Annotated in this window: 25 protein-coding genes and 1 pseudogene; 22 read left to right on the top strand and 4 right to left on the bottom strand. The window is 42.0% G+C overall.

Translation table 11 applies throughout. The annotated features are described in order from the left end of the window. Positions 1 to 38 precede the first annotated feature (38 nt). From ftsW to ACSSTM_RS04525, 3 genes and pseudogenes are all read left to right on the top strand, one after another. A complete protein-coding gene (gene ftsW, locus ACSSTM_RS04535; protein WP_034662626.1) occupies positions 39 to 1,250 on the top strand; it encodes a putative lipid II flippase FtsW in 1,212 nt (403 codons plus the stop codon). 80 nt (positions 1,251 to 1,330) lie between these two features. Continuing rightward, entirely contained in the window at positions 1,331 to 4,777 is a 3,447-nt protein-coding gene (pyc, locus tag ACSSTM_RS04530) for a pyruvate carboxylase (protein WP_437404005.1), read from the top strand. A 99-nt stretch (positions 4,778 to 4,876) separates the two neighbouring features. Beyond that, positions 4,877 to 6,310, top strand: a pseudogene (locus ACSSTM_RS04525) (cryptochrome/photolyase family protein). A 40-nt stretch (positions 6,311 to 6,350) separates the two neighbouring features. On the opposite strand, the gene ACSSTM_RS04520 reads toward ACSSTM_RS04525, so the two are convergent. Further along, entirely contained in the window at positions 6,351 to 7,274 is a 924-nt protein-coding gene (locus tag ACSSTM_RS04520) for a COX15/CtaA family protein (RefSeq protein ID WP_034663864.1), read from the bottom strand. Positions 7,275 to 7,668: 394 nt separating this feature from the next. On the opposite strand from ACSSTM_RS04520, the gene cyoE reads away from it, so the two are divergent. The 6 genes from cyoE (at position 7,669) to ctaG (ending at position 13,835) form a co-directional block, all read left to right on the top strand. Beyond that, positions 7,669 to 8,586: a heme o synthase gene (gene cyoE / locus ACSSTM_RS04515; RefSeq protein WP_003211774.1), complete on the top strand. Its 918-nt coding sequence runs from the start codon at positions 7,669 to 7,671 to the stop codon at positions 8,584 to 8,586. 279 nt (positions 8,587 to 8,865) lie between these two features. Then, complete coding sequence (gene coxB, locus ACSSTM_RS04510) at positions 8,866 to 9,933, top strand: cytochrome c oxidase subunit II (RefSeq protein ID WP_034662616.1); 1,068 nt, start codon at positions 8,866 to 8,868, stop codon at positions 9,931 to 9,933. A gap of 169 nt (positions 9,934 to 10,102) precedes the next feature. After that, entirely contained in the window at positions 10,103 to 11,974 is a 1,872-nt protein-coding gene (gene ctaD / locus ACSSTM_RS04505) for a cytochrome c oxidase subunit I (protein WP_034662613.1), read from the top strand. Next, positions 11,974 to 12,594, top strand: a complete 621-nt coding sequence (gene ctaE / locus ACSSTM_RS04500) for a cytochrome c oxidase subunit III (protein WP_034662610.1) — start codon at positions 11,974 to 11,976, stop codon at positions 12,592 to 12,594. Before ctaD ends, ctaE begins: the two co-directional genes overlap by 1 nt. Positions 12,595 to 12,596: 2 nt before the next feature. Then, the gene (ctaF, locus tag ACSSTM_RS04495; protein WP_003211520.1) at positions 12,597 to 12,926 is read left to right on the top strand and encodes a cytochrome c oxidase subunit IVB; all 330 of its coding nucleotides are present in this window, start codon (positions 12,597 to 12,599) and stop codon (positions 12,924 to 12,926) included. Between the two features lie 30 nt (positions 12,927 to 12,956). Next, entirely contained in the window at positions 12,957 to 13,835 is an 879-nt protein-coding gene (gene ctaG, locus ACSSTM_RS04490; protein WP_060596178.1) for a cytochrome c oxidase assembly factor CtaG, read from the top strand. A gap of 234 nt (positions 13,836 to 14,069) precedes the next feature. Here the strand turns inward: ctaG and ACSSTM_RS04485 are convergent, their stop codons facing one another. Then, positions 14,070 to 14,435 (bottom strand): YugN family protein, encoded by a 366-nt coding sequence (locus tag ACSSTM_RS04485; protein ID WP_060596179.1) that lies wholly within the window; start codon positions 14,433 to 14,435, stop codon positions 14,070 to 14,072. A gap of 161 nt (positions 14,436 to 14,596) precedes the next feature. Here ACSSTM_RS04485 and ACSSTM_RS04480 point away from each other — a divergent pair, with 161 nt between their 5' ends. From ACSSTM_RS04480 to coaD, 9 genes are all read left to right on the top strand, one after another. Then, a complete protein-coding gene (locus ACSSTM_RS04480; protein WP_034663862.1) occupies positions 14,597 to 15,019 on the top strand; it encodes a CBS domain-containing protein in 423 nt (140 codons plus the stop codon). A 122-nt stretch (positions 15,020 to 15,141) separates the two neighbouring features. Continuing rightward, positions 15,142 to 16,185, top strand: coding sequence for a CAP domain-containing protein (locus tag ACSSTM_RS04475; protein WP_034662603.1), 1,044 nt, complete (start codon positions 15,142 to 15,144; stop codon positions 16,183 to 16,185). A 108-nt stretch (positions 16,186 to 16,293) separates the two neighbouring features. Further along, complete coding sequence (locus ACSSTM_RS04470; protein ID WP_034662600.1) at positions 16,294 to 16,707, top strand: YlbD family protein; 414 nt, start codon at positions 16,294 to 16,296, stop codon at positions 16,705 to 16,707. Positions 16,708 to 16,726: 19 nt separating this feature from the next. After that, the gene (locus tag ACSSTM_RS04465; protein WP_034318044.1) at positions 16,727 to 16,975 is read left to right on the top strand and encodes a YlbE-like family protein; all 249 of its coding nucleotides are present in this window, start codon (positions 16,727 to 16,729) and stop codon (positions 16,973 to 16,975) included. A gap of 72 nt (positions 16,976 to 17,047) precedes the next feature. Next, positions 17,048 to 17,455 (top strand): hypothetical protein, encoded by a 408-nt coding sequence (locus ACSSTM_RS04460; RefSeq protein WP_034662597.1) that lies wholly within the window; start codon positions 17,048 to 17,050, stop codon positions 17,453 to 17,455. Between the two features lie 57 nt (positions 17,456 to 17,512). After that, the gene (locus tag ACSSTM_RS04455) at positions 17,513 to 17,962 is read left to right on the top strand and encodes a YlbF family regulator (RefSeq protein WP_007499807.1); all 450 of its coding nucleotides are present in this window, start codon (positions 17,513 to 17,515) and stop codon (positions 17,960 to 17,962) included. Between the two features lie 66 nt (positions 17,963 to 18,028). Further along, positions 18,029 to 18,301 (top strand): YlbG family protein, encoded by a 273-nt coding sequence (locus ACSSTM_RS04450; RefSeq protein WP_003212137.1) that lies wholly within the window; start codon positions 18,029 to 18,031, stop codon positions 18,299 to 18,301. Between the two features lie 280 nt (positions 18,302 to 18,581). Continuing rightward, complete coding sequence (gene rsmD, locus ACSSTM_RS04445; protein ID WP_262417225.1) at positions 18,582 to 19,169, top strand: 16S rRNA (guanine(966)-N(2))-methyltransferase RsmD; 588 nt, start codon at positions 18,582 to 18,584, stop codon at positions 19,167 to 19,169. Between the two features lie 3 nt (positions 19,170 to 19,172). Next, positions 19,173 to 19,655 (top strand): pantetheine-phosphate adenylyltransferase, encoded by a 483-nt coding sequence (gene coaD / locus ACSSTM_RS04440; protein WP_034662590.1) that lies wholly within the window; start codon positions 19,173 to 19,175, stop codon positions 19,653 to 19,655. Positions 19,656 to 19,668: 13 nt separating this feature from the next. Here coaD and ylbJ read toward each other — a convergent pair whose 3' ends face one another. Further along, positions 19,669 to 20,877, bottom strand: coding sequence for a sporulation integral membrane protein YlbJ (gene ylbJ, locus ACSSTM_RS04435; protein WP_034662586.1), 1,209 nt, complete (start codon positions 20,875 to 20,877; stop codon positions 19,669 to 19,671). A gap of 158 nt (positions 20,878 to 21,035) precedes the next feature. Here ylbJ and ACSSTM_RS04430 point away from each other — a divergent pair, with 158 nt between their 5' ends. After that, on the top strand, positions 21,036 to 21,815 hold the full coding sequence (locus ACSSTM_RS04430; protein WP_106037792.1) for a patatin-like phospholipase family protein: 780 nt from the start codon (positions 21,036 to 21,038) through the stop codon (positions 21,813 to 21,815). A gap of 4 nt (positions 21,816 to 21,819) precedes the next feature. Further along, positions 21,820 to 22,848, top strand: coding sequence for a SepM family pheromone-processing serine protease (locus ACSSTM_RS04425; protein WP_034662581.1), 1,029 nt, complete (start codon positions 21,820 to 21,822; stop codon positions 22,846 to 22,848). A 38-nt stretch (positions 22,849 to 22,886) separates the two neighbouring features. Here the strand turns inward: ACSSTM_RS04425 and ACSSTM_RS04420 are convergent, their stop codons facing one another. Further along, the gene (locus tag ACSSTM_RS04420) at positions 22,887 to 24,131 is read right to left on the bottom strand and encodes a nucleotidyltransferase (protein WP_189318681.1); all 1,245 of its coding nucleotides are present in this window, start codon (positions 24,129 to 24,131) and stop codon (positions 22,887 to 22,889) included. Between the two features lie 206 nt (positions 24,132 to 24,337). Between ACSSTM_RS04420 and ACSSTM_RS04415 the strand changes: the two genes are divergently transcribed. Together ACSSTM_RS04415 and rpmF are read left to right on the top strand one after the other, a co-directional pair. Next, on the top strand, positions 24,338 to 24,856 hold the full coding sequence (locus ACSSTM_RS04415) for a YceD family protein (RefSeq protein WP_034662575.1): 519 nt from the start codon (positions 24,338 to 24,340) through the stop codon (positions 24,854 to 24,856). 21 nt (positions 24,857 to 24,877) lie between these two features. Further along, positions 24,878 to 25,051 carry a 50S ribosomal protein L32 gene (rpmF, locus tag ACSSTM_RS04410; RefSeq protein ID WP_008354700.1) on the top strand — a complete coding sequence of 58 codons (174 nt, stop codon included), beginning with the start codon at positions 24,878 to 24,880 and terminating at the stop codon, positions 25,049 to 25,051. The last annotated feature ends 137 nt before the right edge of the window (positions 25,052 to 25,188 follow it).

Below are 25,188 nucleotides of genomic sequence, written 5' to 3'. Positions count from 1 at the left end.
TATCAAGCAGTAGAAACAGACGTTAGGAAGAGGATTATATGTTAAAGAGAATGCTAAAATCGTATGACTACTCATTATTGTTCGCCATTATCTTAATTAGCGCATTCGGTTTGGTCATGGTGTATAGCTCAAGTATGATTACATCTGTGATCAGATACGATGCCGCGCCAGATAATTTTTTTAAGAAACAGCTTTTATTTATGATCGTTGGAGCGGTCATCTTGTTCTTTACAGCACTAGTTCCATATCAGCTGTTTTCAAATAAGAAATTCCAGATCGGTATGCTGCTGCTATCAGTGTTTTCACTCATCTATGTGTACTTTGGCGGTCATATTGCAGGGAACGCAAGAAGCTGGATTAAAATAGGCCCATTTAGTCTTCAGCCAGCGGAATTTGTGAAGATTGTCGTCATTATCTATCTTGCTGCTGTGTATGCAAAAAAGCAGCATTATATTGATCATATTTTACGAGGAGTCACACCTCCCATCGTGATTGTCTCGATCTTATGCGGATTTATCATTTTGCAGCCAGACTATGGGACAGCCTTTATCATTGGCATGATTGCCCTTGCGATGATTTTATGCTCAGGCTTTAGCGGGAAAACACTTGCGAAGCTGCTGGCGCTATTTAGTGCCGTGATGGTCGTCGTGACCCCATTTATTATTCTTTTTTGGGATAAAATTTTCACGCAAAATCGTCTCGGGCGTTTTGAGAGTTTCCAAGATCCATTTAAAGATGCAGGGGCGACTGGACATCAATTGATTAATTCCTATTATGCCATTGGATCAGGCGGCTTTTTTGGACTGGGTCTCGGAGAAAGCGTTCAAAAGTACGGATATCTTCCAGAGCCGCATACAGATTTTATCATGGCGATCATTTCAGAAGAGCTTGGCTTTTTCGGTGTATTTTTTGTTCTCGCTCTCCTTGGCTTCATCGTCGTGAAAGGTTTTTATATTGCAAGAAAGTGTGAAGATCCATTTGGAAGTTTGCTTGCAATAGGAATTTCCTCCATGATTGCGATCCAAACATGCATTAATTTAGGCGGTGTTTCAGGTCTGATTCCGATTACAGGGGTCACACTTCCATTTATCAGCTACGGGGGATCGTCCATCATTTTACTTAGCGGCTGTATGGGAATATTGCTGAATATCAGCATGTTTACTGAATATAAAGAGCGTTACAAAAAGAAAAAATCAATGAGCAAGCCATCAGTTCAAAAAAATGGATTGCAGAAAACTTTGAATCTTTAGAAAACAAAAGTGTACAGTTTTCATTTCTTCCTTTATTATAGAGTACATATAAAATTTTAAGGGATATGGAGGAGTGAGAAATGTCACAGAGAACAATTCAAAAGGTTCTAGTTGCAAACAGAGGGGAAATTGCTATCAGAGTCTTCAGGGGCTGTACGGAGCTCAATTTACGTACAGTGGCCATTTATTCCAAAGAAGACTCGGGCTCTTATCATCGCTATAAAGCAGATGAAGCATATCTAGTTGGAGAAGGGAAAAAACCGATTGATGCCTACCTTGATATCGAGGGGATCATCGAAATTGCAAAACGAAATGACGTGGATGCGATCCATCCAGGTTACGGATTTTTATCTGAAAATATTCATTTTGCAAGACGATGCGAAGAGGAAGGCATTCAATTTATCGGTCCAACTTCTCAGCATTTAGATATGTTTGGAGATAAAGTAAAGGCAAGAGATGAAGCGAAAAAAGCTGGAATTCCAGTCATTCCAGGAAGTGACGGACCAGTTGATTCGGTCAAAGAAGTCGAAAAATTCGGTGAAGAATACGGTTACCCGTTTATTATTAAAGCTTCACTAGGCGGCGGCGGCCGAGGTATGCGGATTGTCAGAACGAAAGAGGAGCTGAAGGAAGCCTATGACCGTGCGAAGTCAGAGGCAAAAGCTGCTTTTGGAAATGACGAAGTATACGTTGAAAAACTGATTGAAAATCCGAAACATATTGAGGTGCAGGTGATTGGTGACAATCACGGCAATATCATTCATTTATATGAGCGTGACTGCTCTGTTCAAAGGCGGCATCAAAAGGTCATTGAAGTGGCGCCAAGTGTGTCTCTTACAGATCAACTGCGTGAAGATATTTGCGAAGCGGCTGTTCAGTTGGCCCAGAATGTATCGTATATTAATGCAGGGACTGTAGAATTCCTTGTCGCAAATGGAGAGTTTTACTTTATTGAAGTCAATCCAAGGGTACAGGTAGAACACACGATCACTGAAATGATCACAGGTGTCGATATCGTCCAAACCCAAATTCTTGTCGCAAAGGGTCATGACCTTCACAGCAAGGAAGTCGGTATACCAAAGCAAGAAGATATTTTTACACATGGCTTTGCCATTCAATCAAGGGTCACAACAGAAGATCCTTTAAATGATTTTATGCCAGACACAGGAAAAATTATGGCCTACCGTTCAGGTGGGGGATTTGGTGTACGACTTGATACAGGGAACAGCTTTCAAGGTGCAGTCATTACACCTTATTACGATTCACTATTGGTCAAGCTGTCCACATGGGCGCTCACATTTGACCAAGCGGCTGCTAAAATGGTCCGAAATTTACAGGAATTCAGGATTCGCGGGATTAAAACAAACATTCCGTTTCTTGAAAACGTGGCAAAGCATGAGAAGTTTCTAAAAGGGGAATACGATACGTCGTTTATCGATTCAACGCCAGAGCTATTTAATTTCCCTAAGCAAAAAGACCGTGGAACGAAGATGCTGACTTATATTGGTAACGTGACCATTAATGGATTCCCTGGTATAGCGGAGAAAAAGAAGCCTCATTTTGACAAGCCAATTGTACCGAAGCTTCCTCTACATCAAGAGATTCCGTCTGGGACAAAACAATTGTTAGACACACATGGACCTGAGGGCCTTGCCAATTGGGTGAAAGAACAAAATAGCGTCCTTTTAACAGATACAACCTTTAGGGATGCGCATCAGTCTCTGCTTGCGACACGCTTCAGAACACATGATTTAAAGAAAGTTGCCCAGCCAACAGCAGGTTTATGGCCAGAGCTGTTTAGTATGGAAATGTGGGGCGGCGCTACATTTGATGTTGCGTACCGTTTCTTAAAAGAAGATCCTTGGGAACGATTAAAAGAGCTACGCCAAGAAGTGCCAAACACGTTGTTCCAAATGCTTTTAAGATCATCAAACGCTGTCGGATATACAAACTATGCGGATAATGTGATTAAAGCATTTGTAAAGGAGTCGGCCGAAGCAGGCATTGACGTCTTCCGTATTTTCGATAGCTTAAACTGGGTCAAAGGCATGACGCTTGCCATTGATTCTGTTCGTGAATCAGGCAAAGTGGCAGAGGCAGCCATTTGTTATACGGGGGACATTCTTGATCCATCTCGTCCGAAATATGATCTTGAGTATTATATATCTCTTGCGAAAGAGCTTGAATCTGCCGGTGCACATATTTTAGGTATTAAAGATATGGCGGGATTATTAAAGCCGCAGGCAGCTTATGAGTTAGTCTCTGCTTTAAAAGATGAGCTCACGATCCCTATCCATCTTCATACACATGATACGAGTGGAAATGGACTGTTCACCTATGCAAGAGCGATTGATGCAGGCGTTGATATTGTGGATGTGGCCGTCAGCTCTATGGCAGGACTCACATCGCAGCCAAGTGCAAGCTCACTGTATTATGCTTTAGATGGACATGAAAGAAAGCCAGACATGAACGTCCAATCTGTCGAACACCTTTCTCAATACTGGGATTCTGTCAGAAAATACTATCGTGAGTTCGAAAGCGGCATGAACTCACCTCATACAGAAATTTATGAGCATGAAATGCCTGGCGGTCAGTATAGTAACTTGCAGCAGCAGGCGAAAGGTGTTGGCCTTGGCGACCGCTGGAACGAAGTAAAAGAAATGTACAGACGTGTGAATGACATGTTTGGTGATATTGTGAAGGTCACACCTTCCTCTAAAGTAGTTGGAGACATGGCACTTTATATGGTGCAAAATGATTTAACAGAGGAAGATGTCTATGAAAAAGGAGCAACATTAGACTTCCCGGATTCTGTTGTGGAATTATTTAAAGGCTATTTAGGCCAGCCGCATGGCGGATTCCCTGAAAAATTACAAAAGCTGATTTTAAAAGGAGAAGAACCGCTCACTGTCAGACCTGGTGAGAAGCTGAAGCCAGTGGACTTTGAAGACATTAAGCAGCAGTTCAAAGAATCTCATGACCTGACGCTGACAGAGCAAGACGCGATTGCGTATGCCTTATATCCAAAAGTCTTTTCTGAATTTGTCCAAACAGCAGAAAGCTATGGGGACATCTCTGTTCTTGACACTCCAACGTTCTTCTATGGGATGAGGCTTGGTGAAGAGATTGAGGTAGAAATCGAAAAAGGAAAAACCCTGATTGTCAAACTCGTGTCGATTGGAGAACCGAATCCAGATGCCACAAGAGTTCTTTACTTTGAGTTAAATGGCCAGCCGCGTGAAGTGGTGATTAAGGATGAAAGCATCAAATCCTCCGTTCAAGAAAAAATGAAGGCGGACCGTTCAAATCCAAATCACATTGCCGCATCAATGCCAGGCACTGTCATCAAAGTGCTCGTGGAAAAAGGACAGAAAATCTCGCAAGGTGAGCATTTGATGATCAATGAAGCCATGAAAATGGAAACGACTGTACAAGCGCCATTCACTGCGGTCGTAGATGAAATACATGTGACAAATGGAGAACCGATTCAAACCGGTGATCTGCTGATTGTGTTAAAGCCTGAATAATAAGTGAGACACATCCATCGTGATGTGTCTTTTTTTGAGCGCATTAAAATGTGCAGCAGCCTGCGAGAGTGATTACACTATAGAGTGAGGTGAAGAAAGTTGGAAATTGTCGTGATTTGGTTTCGCCGAGATATGCGATTGGATGATCATATCGCCTTATCAAAAGCGATCACATATGCAAAAAAACACGAGTACAAATTATTGGCTCTTTATCATCTAGATCCATTTTTTACTGAAATGGAACTGGATATAAACAACGAACATTTCTTTCAAAACTTGGCGCATTTCGTCAAGGAAGCGAGAGAATCTCAAATTTATGTTCACCTTCTCCATGATGATGTCCTGCGCGCCTTTCAGCAGGTCATGGATGTGTATGACATCAAAGCCGTCTTTTTTAATGAAGATGAAGTGGGTATCGGCCAAAGGCGTGACCAGCAAGTAACCGATTTTTTAGAAAAGAAGGCCATTCATGTGTCAACGTGGCAAGATACACATCTTCACGGGGCACGAGATATTTTAAAAGCAGATGGCTCACATTATCAAGTGTTTACCCCATACTATCAATCATGGCGGAAGCAAGAGAAGCAGCCTGTGATAAAAGTTGACAAATCATTTTTCAGCAGCGAGCATACGATTTGTGATGAGTCACTTTCGCAAAAAGGAAATGACAAACTGTGTGACATGATAAAGGGCTGCTCAAGGAAGTTTGAACAAATCGGCTCTGACAAAGCGATGAACACGCTGCATCACTTTATCCAAAAAAGATTAACGCGTTACCATGAGAAACGAGATATTCCGTCTCTTTTTGGAACGAGCAAGCTGTCGCGTTTCTTAAAAACAGGCACTATTTCCATCTGAACGATTTTTCATGCGATGTATGAAGAAGCGCTATTTGAAGACGAGGGCAGAGAGACCTTTATCAAAGAGCTGGCATGGCGCGATTTTTACCATATGATTTATGCGCATTATCCAGAGATGAAAGAAAAAGAAATCAATTCGGCGTTTCAAGGAATGAAATGGAATGAAGATGAGGCGCTGTTTGAAGCTTGGTGTAAAGGGGAAACAGGCTTTCCGCTCGTTGATGCAGGGATGAGACAGTTAAATGAGGAGGGCTGGATGCATAATCGCTTGCGAATGGTCACAGCCTCATTTTTAACAAAGGATTATTTGATTGATTGGAGAAAGGGCGAAGCGTATTTTGCAAAAAAACTTGTGGATTATGATGAGGCGTCAAATATCGGAGGATTTCAGTGGGCTGCCTCTGTCGGGACAGATGCCGTGCCGTACTTCCGTATTTTTAACCCAACGACCCAGTCGAAGCGATTTGATCCGAGCGGGGAATATATTAGAAGATATGTACCAGAGCTAGAGCATGTCGATGAAAAGTGGATACATGAACCAATTAAAATGCCATTAGATGAACAACTGAAATCGGAATGTGTGCTAGGTGATACATACCCGCTGCCGACAGTTGATCATCAGGAAAGACGCAAAAAAGCCATTTCGCTATTTGAAGAAGCAAAACAACAATAAAACAAATCCCCCATTCCGCATGAAAGGGGGATACAAATTCTTATTTGAATGGTTCTTTGCTTTCATATTTAAACCGGGCAATGAGTAAGCAGAAGTAACAAAGTATCCCAAACAAACCGGAAATAAAGAATGAATGAGCCAGCGCGTAACCAAGTGCAAGCTGAGAATAAACAGACATCACACCTGAAATGGCTTGAAGTGTAATCAGAATGGCTGAAATAATCCATCCATAATACAGCTGCTTCTGTTCTTTATAATATTTCATGGCATGGAACATCGCAACAAATATCCAGACGAATAAAAGAAGTGCTGCTGCTCGGTGAGACATTTGCACCCACTGATTAAAGTACGCTGGAAGTGCACCGTCTTTTGAACAAAACGGGAAGACAGAACAAGCAAGGCTTGACTTTGTATGCCTCACATAAGCACCCGTATACACCACGATATACGTATAGGTGATCAAACCATAAATATGGAACTGCATTTTTTTGCCGATATGAAGCGGCTTCACAAGCTTTGTTTCAGATCTGGTTGCTTCAAATACAAGAAGCGCAAGCAGTAACACTGAAGCAAAAGAAATGAGTGAAATACCGAAGTGCAGTGCCATCACAAGGGCGTTAGAACCAAATACGACGGCAAGAGCCCCTAACAGCGCTTGCAGCAGTAAGAATATAATCGACATGATGACCAAAAATTTGGTTTCACGGAATACTGGACTAATCTTTTTCCAGCATAAGACCGCCAGTGCCAGAACAAGAATGGTGGAAACCCCTGTTGACATGCGGTGACTCCATTCGATAATGGAAGCAGGGTTCATTTCAGGGAAGAAACGTCCGTGGCAAAGGGGCCACTGCCGGCCGCAGCCAAGACCCGAGCCGGTTTTCGTCACAAGCGCACCGCCAATCAAAACGATCAGCATCACAAACGTTGTGATCACGCTCAATAACCTTAAAGCAAATTTCATCAAATTATTTCACCTTCTCTAAAAAACTTCTGATCTAAATGAAAAACCTCATATGCTCTCAAGTTTAAGCCAAATGCGTGTTCTGTTGCAATTCATAATGACCAAAGTTCACAAAAAAATGATATGTTAGTTCACAAAGTTTACAGATTTAGAGTGCTTGATCTTTCTTTGACAGTCTGATAGAAATAGAGGAGAGAATATTTCATTTTGCACCGCCTTCTGAAACACACATAAATCCTTATAAATTCACGAAAAGTTCACAAATAACTTCAAGATTGTCGTTTATTATTTAATAGGATGTTTTTTTACAGCTGTTTATCTTGTATGATAGAGTTGTAACGAATTTACGTTTCATTTGTTCGTTTGAAGGTTTGGGCAAGGGAGGTTATACACATTGGCAAATTCCAAAACAGCCGCGGAAGCAGCTATTCATGGACAAATAGAAGAAACAACAGCTTGGAAAGATTTTCTTGCTCTGATTAAAATGGGCATCGTTAATTCCAACTTCATTACAACATTTACTGGAATGTGGCTTGCTTTTTATTTTACAGGTATGAGTTTCCTTGGGAATCTTGATATTGTGCTGTTAACAATGATTGGTTCTTCTCTTATTATTGCCGGTTCATGCGCCATTAATAATGCGTTTGACCGTGATATTGATATATTAATGGAAAGAACAAAAACAAGACCGACGGTTACAGGTAAGATTCAGCCGGGGCAAGCGTATGCATTTGGTATTTTGCTTGTTGTACTTGGACTCATCATGCTTCTGATGACAACCATAACATCAGCAGTGATTGGATTTATCGGAGTCTTTACTTATGCAGTTCTTTACACCATGTGGTCTAAACGTCATTACACCATCAATACCGTTATTGGAAGTGTATCTGGTGCGGTGCCGCCATTAATCGGCTGGACAGCTGTCACAGGTACAATTGACACAACGGCTTGGGTTTTGTTTATGATTATGTTCATTTGGCAAATCCCTCACTTCCTGTCACTTGCGATTAAGAAAACGGAAGATTACCGTAAGGCAGGTATTCCAATGCTGCCAGTCGTTTATGGCTTTGAAGTCACGAAACGCCAAATTATCATTTGGACAGCATGTCTTCTTCCACTTCCATTTTTCTTAGGTGGATTAGGATGGCCGATTGTCGCACTTGGCACATTGCTGAATATTGGATGGCTCGTCATTGGCCTTATGGGCTTTAAAATGAAAGACGTCATGAAGTGGTCAACGCTCATGTTCGTTTATTCATTAAACTACTTAACCATCTTTTTCGTCGCGATGATTATCATTACACTATTCTAGAGTAAAATACACTTTGATCACATCAAAACAATGGCTATATCTTATAACACAACATTTTCTAACAACTATGAAAGCCGCCTGATATTCAGTTCTATTTAGGCGGCTTTCTGTTTATACATAGATGGTATTTTGAGTAAAAACATCATTTTTTTATGAAAAGAGGAAATGTAAGTGCTTTTATAAGAGGCGGGGGTTATGAATGGGTGAAAAGTGATTTTATAAATAAGAGGTAAAAAGCGAAAGGCAAAGGAGATCAAGCAAAAGGGGTTGGGACAAATTATGATAAGAAAATGGCGTGTTTATTCACTGTTTCTCTTACTGACGCTCGTTTTGGCGGGCTGTGGTGAACCATACTTATCAACACTCAAACCAGTTGGGGAAGTAGCAGATAAACAGTTTTTCCTAACGGTACTGAGTACACTCATTATGGTTCTTGTCGTCATTGTTGTATCGATCATTTTCTTTTACGTCATCATTAAATTCAAACGTTCTAAAGTGGGAGAAGATACGATTCCAAAGCAGGTGGAAGGGAACCGTAACCTAGAAATTACGTGGACAGCGATTCCGATTCTTCTCCTCATTATTCTCGTTGTGCCTGTTGTGGCATACACGCTTGAGCTTGGGGATACAAGCGCTATGGATAAGAAAAAACGAGATCCTGAAAAGACACTTGTTGTCAATGTAAGAGCCAGTTTATATTGGTGGGAATTCGAATACCCTGATTATGGGATTGTCACAAGTCAGGAATTGATTGTACCGACAGATCAAAAGGTGTACTTTAAGCTGAAAGCATCCGATGTGAAACACTCTTTCTGGGTTCCATCGGCTGGCGGTAAAATTGATACAAACACAGAAAATGAAAACAAGTTTTATTTAACCTTTGATTCAAAACGAACGAAAGATGCAGGAGAATATTTCTACGGGAAATGTGCAGAGCTTTGCGGTCCCTCGCATGCTTTAATGGACTTTAAAGTTAAAACGCTTTCTCAAGATGAGTTTTTAGGATGGACGAAAAAAATGGCTGATTACAAGAAGCCTACATCCACAAAAGATCTCGCTCTTGAAGGTGAAAAATTATTTAAAGAGAAAAACTGCTTGAGCTGTCATGCAGTAGAGCCTGGTGACGAACGGCCGGAAGCAGCAAGGACGGCACCAAACCTTGCGACCTTCGGAGACCGAACGAAAGTAGCTGGAATCAAAGATATGAACAAAGAAAATGTGAAAGCATGGCTGAAAGATCCAGAGAGCTTTAAACCAGGGAATAAAATGACAGGGACGTACCCTAAATTAAATGACTCAGAAGCAGATGCACTTTATGAGTATTTAAAAGGACTTAAAATCGAGTAATTTCTAATGCGAATGTGCAAGAGGGTATGTGATCGATGTGAAGTTTTTGTTAAGAGCTCCCGAATATGTCTCTACAACCGAGAGTAGCCATCTGTCAGACACAGTCTGTGTAAAGTTAAGATAGACATCTATATGAAAAGGGGCAAATGGGAGATAAGAGGGGGATTTCATGGTGAGTACAATAGCTAAAAAGCGGGGGTTTGGCGCTGTCTTATGGGATTACTTGACGACGGTTGACCACAAAAAAATTGCCGTACTATATTTAGTGGCAGGGGGATTTTTCTTTTTAATTGGCGGCCTGGAAGCGATGATTATCCGTATTCAGCTAGCCATCCCTGAAAATGATTTTGTAAGTGCAGGGTTTTACAATGAAGTCATGACGATGCATGGAACAACGATGATTTTCCTTGCAGCAATGCCGCTTTTATTTGCATTAATGAATGCGGTTGTACCCATTCAAATTGGTGCACGTGACGTAGCGTTTCCGTTTGTGAATTCACTTGGTTTTTGGCTGTTCTTTTTCGGAGGAATTTTCTTAAACCTTGGATGGTTTATGGGTGGATCACCTGATGCAGGCTGGACTGCATACGCCTCGCTCACGCTTAATTCAGAAGGGCACGGCATGGATTTCTATATTTTAGGTTTGCAGATAGCGGGTATTGGTACGCTGATTGCCGGGATCAACTTTCTTGCAACGATTATTAATATGAGAACGCCTGGTATGACGTATATGAGAATGCCGCTCTTTACATGGACGACATTTGTCGCCTCAGCACTGATTTTATTCGCATTCCCGCCACTTACAGCAGGGCTTGCGATGCTGATGCTTGATAGAATGTTTGATACGAGCTTTTTCAATCCAGAGCTCGGCGGAAATACAATCATCTGGGAGCATTTGTTCTGGATTTTCGGACACCCAGAAGTATATATCTTAATCCTGCCAGCATTCGGAATATTCTCTGAAATCATTCCAGTGTTTGCAAGAAAAAGGTTGTTTGGCTATTCGTCCATGGTGTTCGCTACTGTATTGATTGGTTTCCTTGGATTCATGGTATGGGCGCATCACATGTTCACAACAGGACTTGGTCCGATTGCCAATGCGATCTTTGCTGTAGCCACAATGGCGATTGCGGTACCTACAGGAATTAAAGTATTCAACTGGCTGCTCACCATATGGGGCGGTAATGTGAAGTTTACAACGCCGATGCTGTATTCCGTTGCCTTTATACCGTCGTTTTTACTTGGCGGGGTAACCGGAGTCATGCTTGCAGCAGCTGCAGCAGATTATCAGTTCCATGATACGTACTTTGTCGTGGCGCATTTCCACTACGTCATTATTGGCGGGGTCGTATTCGGTATTTTAGCTGGTGTGCATTACTGGTGGCCGAAGATGTTTGGAAAAATACTGAATGAGAAGCTTGGGAAAATTGGCTTTGTGCTGTTTTTCATCGGTTTCCATTTAACCTTCTTTATCCAGCATTTTCTCGGGCTTTGGGGCATGCCGCGCCGAGTCTTTACATTCCTGCCAGGTCAGGGGCTAGACCTTGGGAACTTGATCAGTACGATTGGGGCACTGTTTATGTTTGTAGCTGTTGTCATCATGCTGATTAACATCATCTGGACTACAGCAAAAGGAGAGCGTGTATCGAGCGATCCTTGGGGAGACGGAAGAACGCTTGAATGGGCAGTGTCTTCACCTCCGCCAGAATACAACTTTAAACAGCTTCCGCTTGTCAGAGGACTAGATCCTTTATGGATTGAAAAAATGGATGGTAAAACAGGAATGACAGCATCTGAACCGCTTGATGATATTCACATGCCGAATAATTCCATCTTACCTGTCATTATCTCATTCGGTCTATTTGTTTCAGCGTTTGGCTTCATGTATCGTCAAGAGCACAGCTGGGGACTTCCAGTGATTTTCATTGGTCTTGGCATTACATTTGCTACCATGCTGGTTCGCTCTCTTAAAGATGATCATGGGTACCATATTCACAAAGAAGATTTGACCGATGACGATGATAAAGGGGTGAAAGCATAATGGAACCACAAAAAATGACAGCAGAAACCTTTCCGGCTTCTCCTGAGAAAGCCACGTTAGAAGGAAAGAATAAGTTCGTCGGGTTCTGGTTGTTTCTTGGGGGAGAAACCGTTCTGTTTGCATCGCTCTTTGCCACGTATTTGGCGCTGAAAAACTCTAATGCAGGCGGAGCAAAAACAACTGATATGTTTGATCTCACACTTGTCTTTATTGCCACGATGCTTCTGCTGACGAGCAGTTTAACGAGTGTGTATGCAATGTATCATATGAAAAACTTTGCCTTTAAAAAGATGCAGCTTTGGCTTGGCGTGACTGTGCTATTAGGTGCTTCATTTCTAGGGGTTGAAATTTATGAGTTCTATCATTATGTGCATGCGTATGAATTTACAATTACCAGCTCAGCTCTTGGTTCTTCCTTCTATACACTTGTCGGAACTCACGGGGCTCACGTCGCCTTCGGACTTTGCTGGATTACCGCTCTTATGATTCGAAATATGAGACGCGGACTCGATTTATACAATGCGCCGAAATATTATGTGGCAAGTCTGTATTGGCACTTCATTGATGTTGTGTGGGTCTTCATCTTTACCGTTGTATATTTAATGGGAATGGTGGGATAAGAATGGGAAATAAAAACACAAATCAGTCTAAAGTCGATCTTGTATACCGTAAAAAGAAAAATGCCGAAGAAATGAAGCATCAGCTCATTTCTTTCGGCTTGATGATTGGATTAACCTTTGTTGCCTTTTTAACAATCGCTTCTGAAGACGTTGGGAACTGGTTCGCAGTACCATTTATTTTATTGCTTGCAGTTATTCAGGTGGCTTTTCAGCTTTATTATTTTATGCACATGAACCAAAAAGGGCATGAAACACCCGCATTGTTTCTTTACTCAGGTGTGTTTGTCGCGTTTATTACCGTATTAGCCTTTTTGACCATTATTTGGTGGTAAGCCCGCTTTGCCCTTGAAGGAGGCGCAGCAATGGAGAACTTAGAAATATTCGGATTTCGGGCATTATGGAGCCCTTACTATTTGACTAGTATTGTCATAGCAGCTGCTCTTTATCTGCTTCTTGTGACAAAGGGAAAGCACCGTGCGACGGTGAAAGAGAAAACGTTGTTTCTGACGGGGCTTGTCCTGTTATACGCCGTGAAAGGGAGCCCAATTGATTTAATGGGGCATATTATGTTTAGTGCACATATGGCGCAAATGGCGGTGCTCTATTTAGTCATTCCGCCTCTCCTTATTACAGGATTACCTGCGGCCATTTGGGAGCGGATCATACAAACACCAGGCATTCAGCAAATTTTTCGTTTGTTTTCCAAGCCTTTAATTGCATTGCTTGGATTTAACGGCTTGTTTTCGATGTATCACATTCCGCTTGTGTTTGATTTTGTGAAAACAGATCCGTTTTATCATGCGTTGATGACGGTGGTCATTTTTATCGCTGCCTTTTTCATGTGGTGGCCGCTCGTTCATAAAGTCCAAAGTCAGCCGCAGATTACAGGCATTTTAAAGCTTGGTTATATCATGGCAGACGGAATATTGATGACTCCTGCGTGTGCTCTCATCATGTTTAGTGAGGCACCGATCTATGCAACCTATTCTGATGCTGGCGCTTGGATACAGGCACTGCACTTATGCGTGCCAAGTGATATGCTGGCAGGCCTTGCGCTCACAGGTCCTGAAATGTTCCATACCTTGCCGCTGCTAGAGGACCAGCAGCTAGGCGCGATTTTGATGAAAATTATTCAGGAGATTGTGTACGGCTCGATCCTTGCTGTTGTGTTCTTTGACTGGGCAAGAAAAGAAAGAGCGAAAGATGCCGTACCAGATGCGCTGATTCCGAAATATGAATGAAAAAAGCACAGCCGTATGGCTGTGCTCAGATTGTTGACAAAGGGCTAAAATGATCTTGATTTAGCCCTTTGTCTTCTTTTCATTTTCAGCGTGATAGAAAACCTTTGAAGTCTAGGAAGGACGAGCACTGGCGCGGAGCGAATTTGACATTCGTGAGCACCAGCGCACAGGACTGACAAAGAATGCAAGGGTTTGTCTACACGCTGAAGCACAGCCATATGGCTGTGCTTTCGTTTATGCTTCAGCAGTCATTGCTTCTAGTTTATCTTTCAGCTGTTCAAGCGTTTTCTTGCTTGATTGGATGAGAGATTTAGGGAAATCTTCGCCTTCGCCGTATTCAACACCGTGCGGATAATAATGTTTTCCAAGTAAAGGTGTTAGAAGCTGTATGTGTGCTCTTTTGGAACCAACATCTCCTTCGGTGGCGTAGCCGGAAATCCGTAAATAAAAGGTTCCCTCTACCATGTTATACTTTCTGTCGTACGTCACACGCTCATAATCCCATTGATCGGCTCGTACAAATCCTTCACTTTCCATGATGAAATCTAATTTATTTAAGTCAGCTGCCACCTTTTCAATCCCCGTACCTTCAAACTTCACCCAAAATCCCTCCTTATAAAAATTCCCTTTACTGACAATCATAGTATGAAAGCGTTAAACTTTCAACTGTGAAAGGTATGTTCTTTTATAACCTGGTTACAGTAATAAAGAAAATAACAGATGGAGGAATCGATGTGAAAACGAAAAAAATCAAAGATATTATGACAAAAAAAGTAGTGACATGCCAGCAAGACGACAATACGTATGAAGCGGCAGTCAAAATGAGAGACGCGGACATTGGGGCCATTCCGGTGGTTGACGGAGATCAGCTCGTTGGCATAGTGACAGACCGTGACCTTGTACTCAGAGGCATTGCAGAAAAAAAGCCAAACTCACAGGAAGTGGGCTCGCTGATGACGAAGGAAGTACTGACAGCTGAAGAAGATGCAACGCTTGAAGAAATTGTCCGGCTGATGTCAGAGCACCAGCTCCGCCGCATTCCTGTTGTGAAAAATGGCGCATTAACAGGGATTGTCGCTCTTGGAGATTTATCAGTCGAAGATTTATCAAATGATCGCGCGGGAGATGCACTGACAGAAATCTCTCAACAGGATCAAGATCACGGGCAAGGATTTCTTCATTAAGAGGGGCATATTTTAAATTCGTGTTAAATAGGCTGTATTGTCGTTGATAAATGAAGCGAGTTTTGTTTAAATGACAGTAGAAGGTACTTTTTGTACCTTGCCAATTTAACGGAGGTGTTTATTTGAAAACTGTGCTCAAAACACTCCTCATCCTCCTGATTATATCTGGAACGTACGTTCTGTTTATTCAATATGGATCTTCACCAGAAAAAGAAAACAGCAATGAACCGAAGGTGTCTAATGAAGAAACATCTAGCGATAAGCCGATCAACATCCCGAAAAAGGGGCTCATGTCCTTTATGGGGAAATCTTCAAACGAAGTGCTTAAACAGCTGGGAGAACCAGATCGCATTGATCCTTCCGCATATGATTATGACTGGTGGATATACAACCAATCGAAGAAGCACTATATTCAAGTAGGGGTAAAGGATAGTAAAGTGGTGACCCTGTTTGCAACAGGAGACGGGCTCAATGTCGAACCGTTTAAAATCGGTCAAGCCACAAGTGAAGTATTTAAAAAAACACAAATTGCACCTTACATTCATGTAGAGGATGAACAAAATTCATACCGCTTTGAATTCTCAGAGGATGATATGAATACAAGACCCACTGTGAAAGTGGGAGATGATGTGTATGTTCAGCTTTACATGGATAAGTTTGAAAGCACTCTTTCAAGTATCAGGGCGTTTAACGCAGATACATTTGTGAAACAAAAGCCATATGAGGTCGTCTATCGTGGTCAATTGATAGAACCTGAGGCAATATCAGGTGAAAAATGGAAAGAGATCGAAGCTTCCAGTCAAAAACAAATTTTTGATATGACCAATATTATCCGTCATAAGTACAAACTGCCGACCTTAAGGTGGGATGATGAAACCTCTGAAGTGGCATTCATGCATAGTGAGGACATGAAAGGGAATCATTATTTCTCCCATGAATCTAAAAAATACGGTACGCTGAAAGACCGGTTAGAAAGAGGAGAGGTGGCATTTCAGCTCGCAGGTGAAAACATTGCCTATAATTATGTAGATGGACCTGCAGCGGTAGAAGGCTGGCTCAATAGTGAAGGTCACAGGAAGGCGTTATTAAATAAAGATTACACACACCTTGGCGTAGGTGTGAAAGAAAAATACTACACTCAAAACTTCATCAAGAAAACATCTTAAACGAAAGCAGCTGCACAATCGCAGCTGTTTTTTTGATTGAAAAAGAGGCTCACCAAAATAGCTGCTGGTGTATATAGTATAGTAGGCATTTGTATGGGGGGTGAGGATTTGACAAACAAACAAAAACAAACATCCATTGATGAATTTAAACAATTCGTCAGACGCCATCCGAAGTTAATTCAAGAAGTGCAAACGCAAGAAAAAAGCTGGCAAAGTGTATACGAAAATTGGATCATGTTTGGTGAAGAAGACGAGATGTGGTCTCCTTACCGGCAAACGCAATCTGAAGGCGGTAAAGAAGAAAAAGCCTCTAAGCCAAGTGAATTGGGAAAAGCAGATTTTATGTCTAAAATGGTTTCTGCTGTGAAAAAAATGGACGCTGATCAAATGAATGAACAAATCAACAAAATGAGCCAGTCTATTTCCTCTTTACAAAGCTTACTCGGACAATTTTCATCAAATGGCTCAAAGAAAGGTTCATCTGGAGGCAGTCAGCACCCATTCTCCTTCAGGAAAGATTAATTGAAAGGGGATGCTTTTGGTGCGGAAAGAAGTACAGGAGTTTGTCATGGCCGAAGAGGATCGAATCAAATTCATCAGACAGCGTCCTCTCTGGTACAGACAGCTGACTCGACATCCTGAAAAGCTATCGTCCTTTGAATTAGATAAAATGAATTTTTACGAAAAAACCATTCCTCATCGTGTGAGTCAGTTGAGCAACAGTGTCCAAATGGCTGAAATGATGATTCAAATGTTCCAAGCAATGCGCAATCAAAATGGAGCCGGGTGAGGCTTTTTTGAGTTGATTAAGATGTCTATTTCCTGAGCATCCTATAAAAGTAGATGAAAGGAGAATCAGAAGATGAAATGGATGCTGTCAATATGCGCATTGCTTTTTCTTGTCACCGGGTGTCAAAGTCAACATGGAGAGAAGCAAGTCACGAAGCAAGATCCAGCTGTACCAGTGATGCAGCAAGCCGAAAGCGAAATGAAGCAGCAAGGCTTTTTAAAATACAAAGTGCAGGGGTCTTCTGTCTATATAGAAAGTACACTACAAGATTTTCATCTTGAACCTTCGCGTCTAAAAAAGAATGAGAAGACGGGATATTTTACAGTGTATGTAGACGGAAAACGTGCAGGCAATGAGTATACTGCTGCATTTGTGGTCAAGCATCTTTCAAAAGGAAAGCATAAAATGACCGTTGTGCTCAATTCCCGTCATCCAGAATATAAGCAGAAAAGAGAAACATGGGATGTATTTGTCACGTAAAAGCATTTTCTGATCCATAGGTTTCGTGGTAAACTATGAATTGGAGGTGCAACATTTATGTATGCGACAATCGAATCTGTGGAGCTCCAAGAGGAAGCGAATCAATTGGCTGCCATGATTCTTCAGTCGGAGGAGGCTGAACATTACCGCAACTGCTTTAAGCGTCTCCAGCAAGACGAAGAAGCCCAACAAATTATTGCCCATTTTACAAAAGTAAAAGAGCAATATGAGGATGTGCAGCGGTTCGGCAAATACCATCCGGACTATAGAACGATCTCAAAGGAAATGCGTGAGGTCAAAAGAAAGTTAGATCTTCACGATACAGTGGTTGATTTCAAAAAAGCAGAAACAGCGATTCAATCCATCTTAGATGAGATTAGTATTGAAATCGGTCAAGCTGTATCAGCATATATCAAAGTTCCAACAGGGAACCCATATTTTGATGGTCTATCATCATGCGGCGGTGGCTGTGGATCAGGTGGCAGCTGTGGCTGTAAAGTATCTTGACGAGACTTGAATGTCTCGTCTTTTACATAATGACTGAAAAGAATTGAAAAAGCGGCAGGTGAAAAGATGGAAACCAAACGTCAAGGGATGGTCGTTTGGCTGCATTCGTTAAAGCAGTCAAAGGCGCTAAGAAAATTTGGAAATGTTCACTATATTTCAAGGAAAATGAAGTATGCAGTGATCTATTGTGATATGAATGATCTCGAGCGTCATATGGCTAAGCTCAGCTCATTGCCATTTGTGAAGCGTGTTGAGCCTTCATATAAACCTTTTATTAAATTAGAGTACGAATCCAAATTGGACAAAGCAAAAGAGTATGATTATAAAGTGGGCTTTTAAAGACACAAAAAAATCCCCGCGGCATCACCCGCGGGGTCCTTCTATTCTTAATGATTCATTAAGGAGAAGGCAAAGGGAGAGGAGAAACCGGAGGAAGAACTTATGGGGAAACGTAAGTCTTCTCCGCGGTTGGCAACAGCACCACATCAGATGCTGTTATAAATAGTATGACCCCGCTTTCCTTGATCTATACATAGAAAATGAATGAAAATCCTTGCATTGTCCCCTGCGGAGTGTTGTGGTAAGATAATGTTGAATTTTTTGTCATAAACAATAACCAATAGAAGCAAGCAGAAAAAGTGGTGGGAAAATGAGAGTCATCTCTGGAACGAGAAAAGGCCGCACACTTAAAGCGGTACCAGGTCAATCAACAAGACCGACGACAGATAAAGTAAAAGAATCGATATTTAATATGATCGGCCCGTATTTTGATGGCGGATGGGCCCTTGATTTATTTGCGGGAAGCGGTGGTTTAGGAATTGAAGCGCTTTCCAGAGGATTCGATCATTGCATTTTCGTTGATCGAGATATGAAGGCAATTCAGACGATTAAAGGAAACCTCAATCAATTGTCGCTGCTCGATCAAAGTGAAGTGTTTCGAAACGAGGCAAAGCGTGCACTCACAGCCGTTGTGAAACGAGAGGAATCCTTTCAAGCGATCTTTCTTGATCCGCCTTATAAAGATCAACAGCTGAAAGCACTTCTTGAAATGATTGACGAGCATGCCTTATTAACAGATGACGGCGTGATCGTGTGTGAGCATGATAAGGACGTCACACTGCCAGAGGAAGCTGGACAGCTTTACATATCAAGACAGGAACTGTACGGGTTGACTGGTATTACGATCTATAGAAAGCGGGGAAATTAAAGTATGGGAAACATAGCCGTTTGTCCGGGCAGCTTTGATCCAGTCACATTGGGCCATTTGGATATCATCAAAAGAGGTGCAAAGATCTTTGATGAAGTGTATGTATGTGTACTAAATAACTCATCCAAACAACCGTTATTTACCGTTGAAGAACGGTGTGAGCTCATTCGCCAGGCGACGAAGGATCTGCCAAATATCAAAGTTGAATCTTTTCACGGTCTGCTTATTGATTATGCGAAACAAAAAGAAGCCAAAGTCATTTTACGCGGATTAAGAGCTGTGACGGACTTTGAATATGAAATGCAAGGCACATCAATGAATAAAGTGTTAAACGATGAAATTGAAACGTTTTTCATGATGACCAACAATCAATATTCCTTCTTAAGTTCCAGCATTGTCAAAGAAGTAGCGAAATATCATGGATCAGTCAAAGATCTTGTCCCAAAAGAGGTAGAAGCAGCGCTGAAAGAAAAATTTAAAGGATGAGTGCACCGTGCACTCATCCTTTTTTAAATTTCTGATAGTATAGCGCGATATACAAGATCAAGCTGCATAGCGTGATCAATGGGCCAGCTGTCACAAGCTGATTCCAAAGCACACTGCTGTACACGACGACCTGCTGGCTTGCTTCAAAGGCACCTGCTGGGAGAGCCATGTCAGATCGAGAGACATAAAGAGGCTTGAACAATAAAAAGGCAAAAACAGCTGCATAAATTCCGTGAAGCAAACGAGCGAAGAAAAACGGTTTAAAGCGTATATCTGTTGCCGCCAGAATGCCGGCGACCTGAGCTTGAACAGAAAACCCGCTGAATCCTAATATAAAGCTGACGACAATCGTTTTAGCAAGAAGGGTGACTTCCTGTGACCCTGTCAGCTGACTTCCTAATGTGATTTCAAATAAACCGGCAATCATCGCAAGATCTAATTCTGGCGGAAGATGCATCGTTTGCAGCATATATCCGATCCCTATGGATAAGAGGTCCGTCACATGAACAACTGACAGCATTTTACTAAATACAGAAAATAAGATAATAAAGCCGCCAATCATAAAGAGAGTTTGGACTGATGACATCACCGCATCACTTAAAATTTGGCCGAGCGGTCTTTTCTCTGCGAGTCTTGCTGTATGAAGAGCGCTGAATGCCTCTTGAAACGGTGGGAATAAAAATCGCTTACGGCTTCTCAGATGTGCATCATGCCGTGCTTTATATCCCCGCATCGTCACACCAACAGCGAGATTCCCTAAATAATGTGCGCATGCCAAAACAATCCCTAAAGCCGGGTGATGAAAAAAACCAACAGCCACCGCACCGAAAATAAACAATGGATTCGATGAATTTGTAAAAGAAACGAGGCGCTCTGCTTCGATTTGTGTCAGTTGTCCTTCCTGCCTGAGTCTTGTGGTTAATTTCGCACCAGAAGGGAAGCCTGATGCCATTCCCATTGCTAGGACAAATCCGCCTACACCAGGCACTCGAAAGATGGGGCGCATAAATGGCTCTAATAATACCCCGACAAATCTGACAATCCCGAAACTAATTAATAGCTCGGACAAAATAAAAAAAGGAAGCAATGATGGAAATACAACCTCCCACCACATTGCAAGTCCATTTTTAGACGCTTGCAAAGAGGCTTGTGGATGTGTAATCACAGTGGCTGTTAAAAAGATAAAAAAAGCAGCGATGAACAGAGTGTTCCATTTTTTCATGGAGATTTCGCCCCTTGCTGTTATGATCTATTGGCGAGCTCGTGATCAAAAAAGAAAGACACTAGCCGAGCCTGTCTTCTATTACTATACGAGCAGAAGGGGCATGTTTAGACCAATAGATTCGTATATATGCATAGAAAAGAGGAGGGTGGATTTTCATGAGGCGACCAGTCATTGGACTTGCGTTAGGCTCCGGGGGTGCGAGGGGAATGGCACATATCGGAGTTTTATCTAGTCTTGAGAAACAAGGAATTCAGGTAGATATGATCGCTGGCAGCAGTATTGGCGCACTTGTTGGGAGCTTTTATGCGGCAGGACAAGACGTAGAAAAAATGAAAAAACTTGCACTTGTCTTCAGAAGAAAGTATTATGCTGACTATACACTGCCAAAAATCGGTCTTTTAAAAGGGAATCGAATGTTGCAGCTGATTCACACGTTTACATATGGGAAGAAATTTGAAGAATTAAGAATGCCCCTTGCGGTGGTTGCCTGTGACCTCGAGACAGGGGAGAAGGTCGTGTTTAAAAAAGGGTCTGTTTCACAAGCAGTCAGAGCAAGCATCAGCATTCCGGGCGTGTTTGTTCCTCATGAAATGGGCGGCAGACAGCTAGTCGATGGAGCGGTTGTTGACCGCATTCCTGTGTCTGTTTTAAAAGAAATGGGCGCAGACCTCATTATCGCCTCTGATGTATCAAGGGTGAAAAAAACAGAAAAGGCGACGAGATTATCGGATGTGATTATGCAAAGTTTGGACATCCTTCAAAATGAATTGGTCCGTCATCAAACCATTCACGCTGATGTCATGATCCGGCCGAGGCTTGAAACATTTAGCTCGAGTGCATTTACACAGGTGCAGGAGATGATTGAAGCAGGTGAGCTCGCCGCAGATCAACTAACAGGTAAAATGAAAGATGTCATTGATAAATGGGAGTGTTAATCGAATGAAAAAATTGAATATTCGCTGGCTCAGCTTTTTTGTCGTTATCCTTGTATTATTTGGCTTAACCTTTGTCAAACTGCCATATTACGTGACAAAGCCGGGTGATGCAACCGAGATTGCTCCCCACATTCAAGTAGACGGCGGATATGGCGAGAAGGGCAGCTTCTCACTTATGACGATAAAAGTAGGTCCAGCCAATCCGTATACGTATTTGCTTGCGAAAATGAATAAATATGACGAGATCGTCCCGGAAGAAAATATTAAAGCGGACGGGGAGTCGGATGAAGATTATATGAAAAGACAGCTTCAGCTGATGAAAAGCTCTCAAGAAAATGCCATGATTGCAGCGTATACAAAAGCAGGCAAAAAAGTAGATTATACGTTTAACGGGGTATATGCAAGCTACGTGATGAAAGGAATGCCTGCTTACGGCAAAATTGAAGTGGGCGACCGAATCAAAAGCGTTGATGGCAAGACCTATGATTCTGCTGATAAAATGGTTTCGTATATCAGCAGCAAAAAAGCAGGTACATCTGTCCGTTTTGTCCTTGAACGAAATGGCAAAGACATCACGGAGAAAGTGACGTTAAAACCATTTAAAGAAGAGCCGAATCGAGTTGGAATCGGTGTATCATTATTTACAGATCGAAATGTGAAAGTCTCGCCTTCCATTAAGGTGGATATTGAAAATATCGGCGGCCCATCAGCAGGTCTCATGATGTCACTTGAAATTTATAACCAGCTGACAAAAGAAGACGAAACACATGGCTATGCGATTGCGGGAACGGGGACGATTGACGCCGATGGAACGGTCGGTCCAATTGGCGGAATCGATCAAAAGGTCGTGGCGGCAGATAAAGCCGGAAAAGATATATTCTTTGCACCAAACGATAAAGGTGATTCAAATTCAGACTACCGAAATGCTGTCAAAACAGCGAAAGATATTAAAAGTGATATGAAAATTGTGCCTGTAGATACGATGCAAGATGCCCTGAACTATTTAAACAAATTAAAAGAGAAAGCATCTTAATCAAAGAAGAGCAGCCTTCATCAAGGCTGCTCTTCTTGTTAAGACTGGAAGAGACCAGTCTCTTCATCATATCGGATCGGTGCGGTTTTAAACTCCGCTTCCGTTAAGTCCGTTTGCATTGGCTCACTAACGGGCAGACTGAAGACGCGGGACGCGCGAATATCAAGATCAAGTGCGGGATGTGAAAAGGCAGACAGCTTGCTTATGAGCGGCACGTCCAATTCTTTTTTCACAAGAGATAAGTATTGCTGCCCTTTCTTTGACATACCAAGTAAACGAATGTAAGGCGCTTCTCTCTCTTTCAGTAGCTCATGCATGGCACTCTTTTTCACCCTCATTAAGAGATGTGTATTCATCCGCTGCAGCCTTGTCCACGTATATCGTTTTGTTTTCACAAGAGATAGATATTCCTCATAGGAGGACGCATGTGAAATCGCCTTTTGCATGCGGTGTTCGATGCCTTCTTCGATTTCATAGATGCCTTCTAGTTCTGCTGTATCCATTGTGTGAAAGACTTGTTTTAAGAAGCTAAAGTAGGCTTCTTGCGTATGTAAAAGACCATAAGAAGAATGATAGTCATGTAATTGCTTGAGCGTAGCTTCTGGGAGATATGGGGCGACTGTTTCAAATGTGCCGTGATCTTTTAAGGCTTTTCGTATACTTGTTGCGCTTGCGATTTTCTGATTTTTAGGAAGTTCTTCATCATGATAACCAGATGAAATCCTTTGAGAGGTAAAGGGCTGCATGTGAGGGGATCTCTCCAAGATGGCTTTGACATAATGGAAACCTAAAATGTTATTTGGCTTGGACAGATCCAGTAAGTGCTTAGGATCAATCACCTCTTGAAACGCAGCTGCTGCAGCTGCTGGATAACTAAGGCCTTCTTTCACCTTTTCTTTTGTGAAAAGGTCAATTTCTCCTTTTTTCTCATGCCAAGCATGAGCCGTTCGCTCAAATGCTTTAATGTCACCATCCTCGCTGCCGAAAAAAAGGGAGCGGCATTTTAAAGCATCTAGAATCGCCACAGCACCGTTTGCAAAGGTTTCTGCCTTTTGCACTGCGTATATGTATGGAAGCTCACACACAATGTCTACACCGTTTTGCAGCGCCATTTTTGTCCGCGCCCATTTTGAGACGATGGCAGGCTCACCGCGCTGGAGGAAGGAACCGCTCATGACGGCAATGGCAACATCTGAGGAGGTATGTGTTTTCGCCTGACGAACATGATAGGCATGTCCATAATGAAATGGATTATACTCGACAACGACTCCTGTTGCTTTCAATAGATGTTCCGCCTTTCTTGCTATGGTTAAATGGTCTATGCTACAGTAGCATAAGGGAAAAATGAAGCCCATTTTTTTCAGTGTAGGCATTCCGCGAACTGATGTCAAACAACCCTCTGACATCACAAAGGACTGTAAAGAAAAAATATTGACAAATAACATGATGAAAGCTATAATCATGTTTGTTGCTCTTAGAGGTGATACAATTGAAATGGACAGTTTATCAGTTACATCAAAAAGCTAAAAACAGCTTCGATTTTCATGAGACGGTTGACTTAAATGAACTTACTAGCCTTCATTCAGATATACGTCGCATTTCACCGGTAGAGGTGAAAGGGACTGGAGTGATCGAATCAAAGCAAGTCGCATTTGATTTAACCATCACAGGTGAAATGACATTGCCTTGTTCAAGAACGCTTGTTGATGTAAATTATCCATTTGCGATTTCAACGAAAGAACTATTTGTACTTCATAAGACAGACGATATAGAAGATGAAGACGTTTCTATTGTAGAAGACGACATCATCGACTTAACGCCTATAGTCAAGGAAGAAATTCTTCTTGAAGTGCCGATGCAAATCTTTTGCGACCAAACGGATGTAAAAGGTGCTGCACCACAAGAAGGGAATGACTGGGCGGTCATTTCGGAAGATGCACATCAAAACCGAATTGATCCGCGTCTGGAAGGCTTGAAGAAGCTCTTAGAAGAAAATAATGAATCTTAACTCTTTAAGGAGGTGGGAATAATGGCTGTACCTTTTAGAAGAACTTCTAAAATGAAAAAAAGATTGCGTCGTACGCATTTCAAACTACAAGTACCTGGTATGGTAGCTTGCCCAGAATGCGGTGAAATGAAAATTTCTCATCGTGTCTGCAAATCTTGCGGAACATACAAAGGCAAAGACGTAAAAAGCAACTAATGCTTGATAAAAAAACGTGAGGGAATCTTCCCTTGCGTTTTTTTATTTGTCTATTTTTTAGGTTTCTCTCCTGCAAATAGTCTATCTACTCTAGTAGGCGCATATGATGTGGTATTCAGATTCAGGGGGGATGATCA

This window comes from Bacillus sp. RK1064 (assembly GCF_051488405.1).
Classification (GTDB): Bacteria; Bacillota; Bacilli; order Bacillales; family Bacillaceae; genus Bacillus.
The sequence above is the reverse complement of the archived record's forward strand: the minus strand, read 5'-3'. Positions and strand labels throughout refer to the sequence as shown.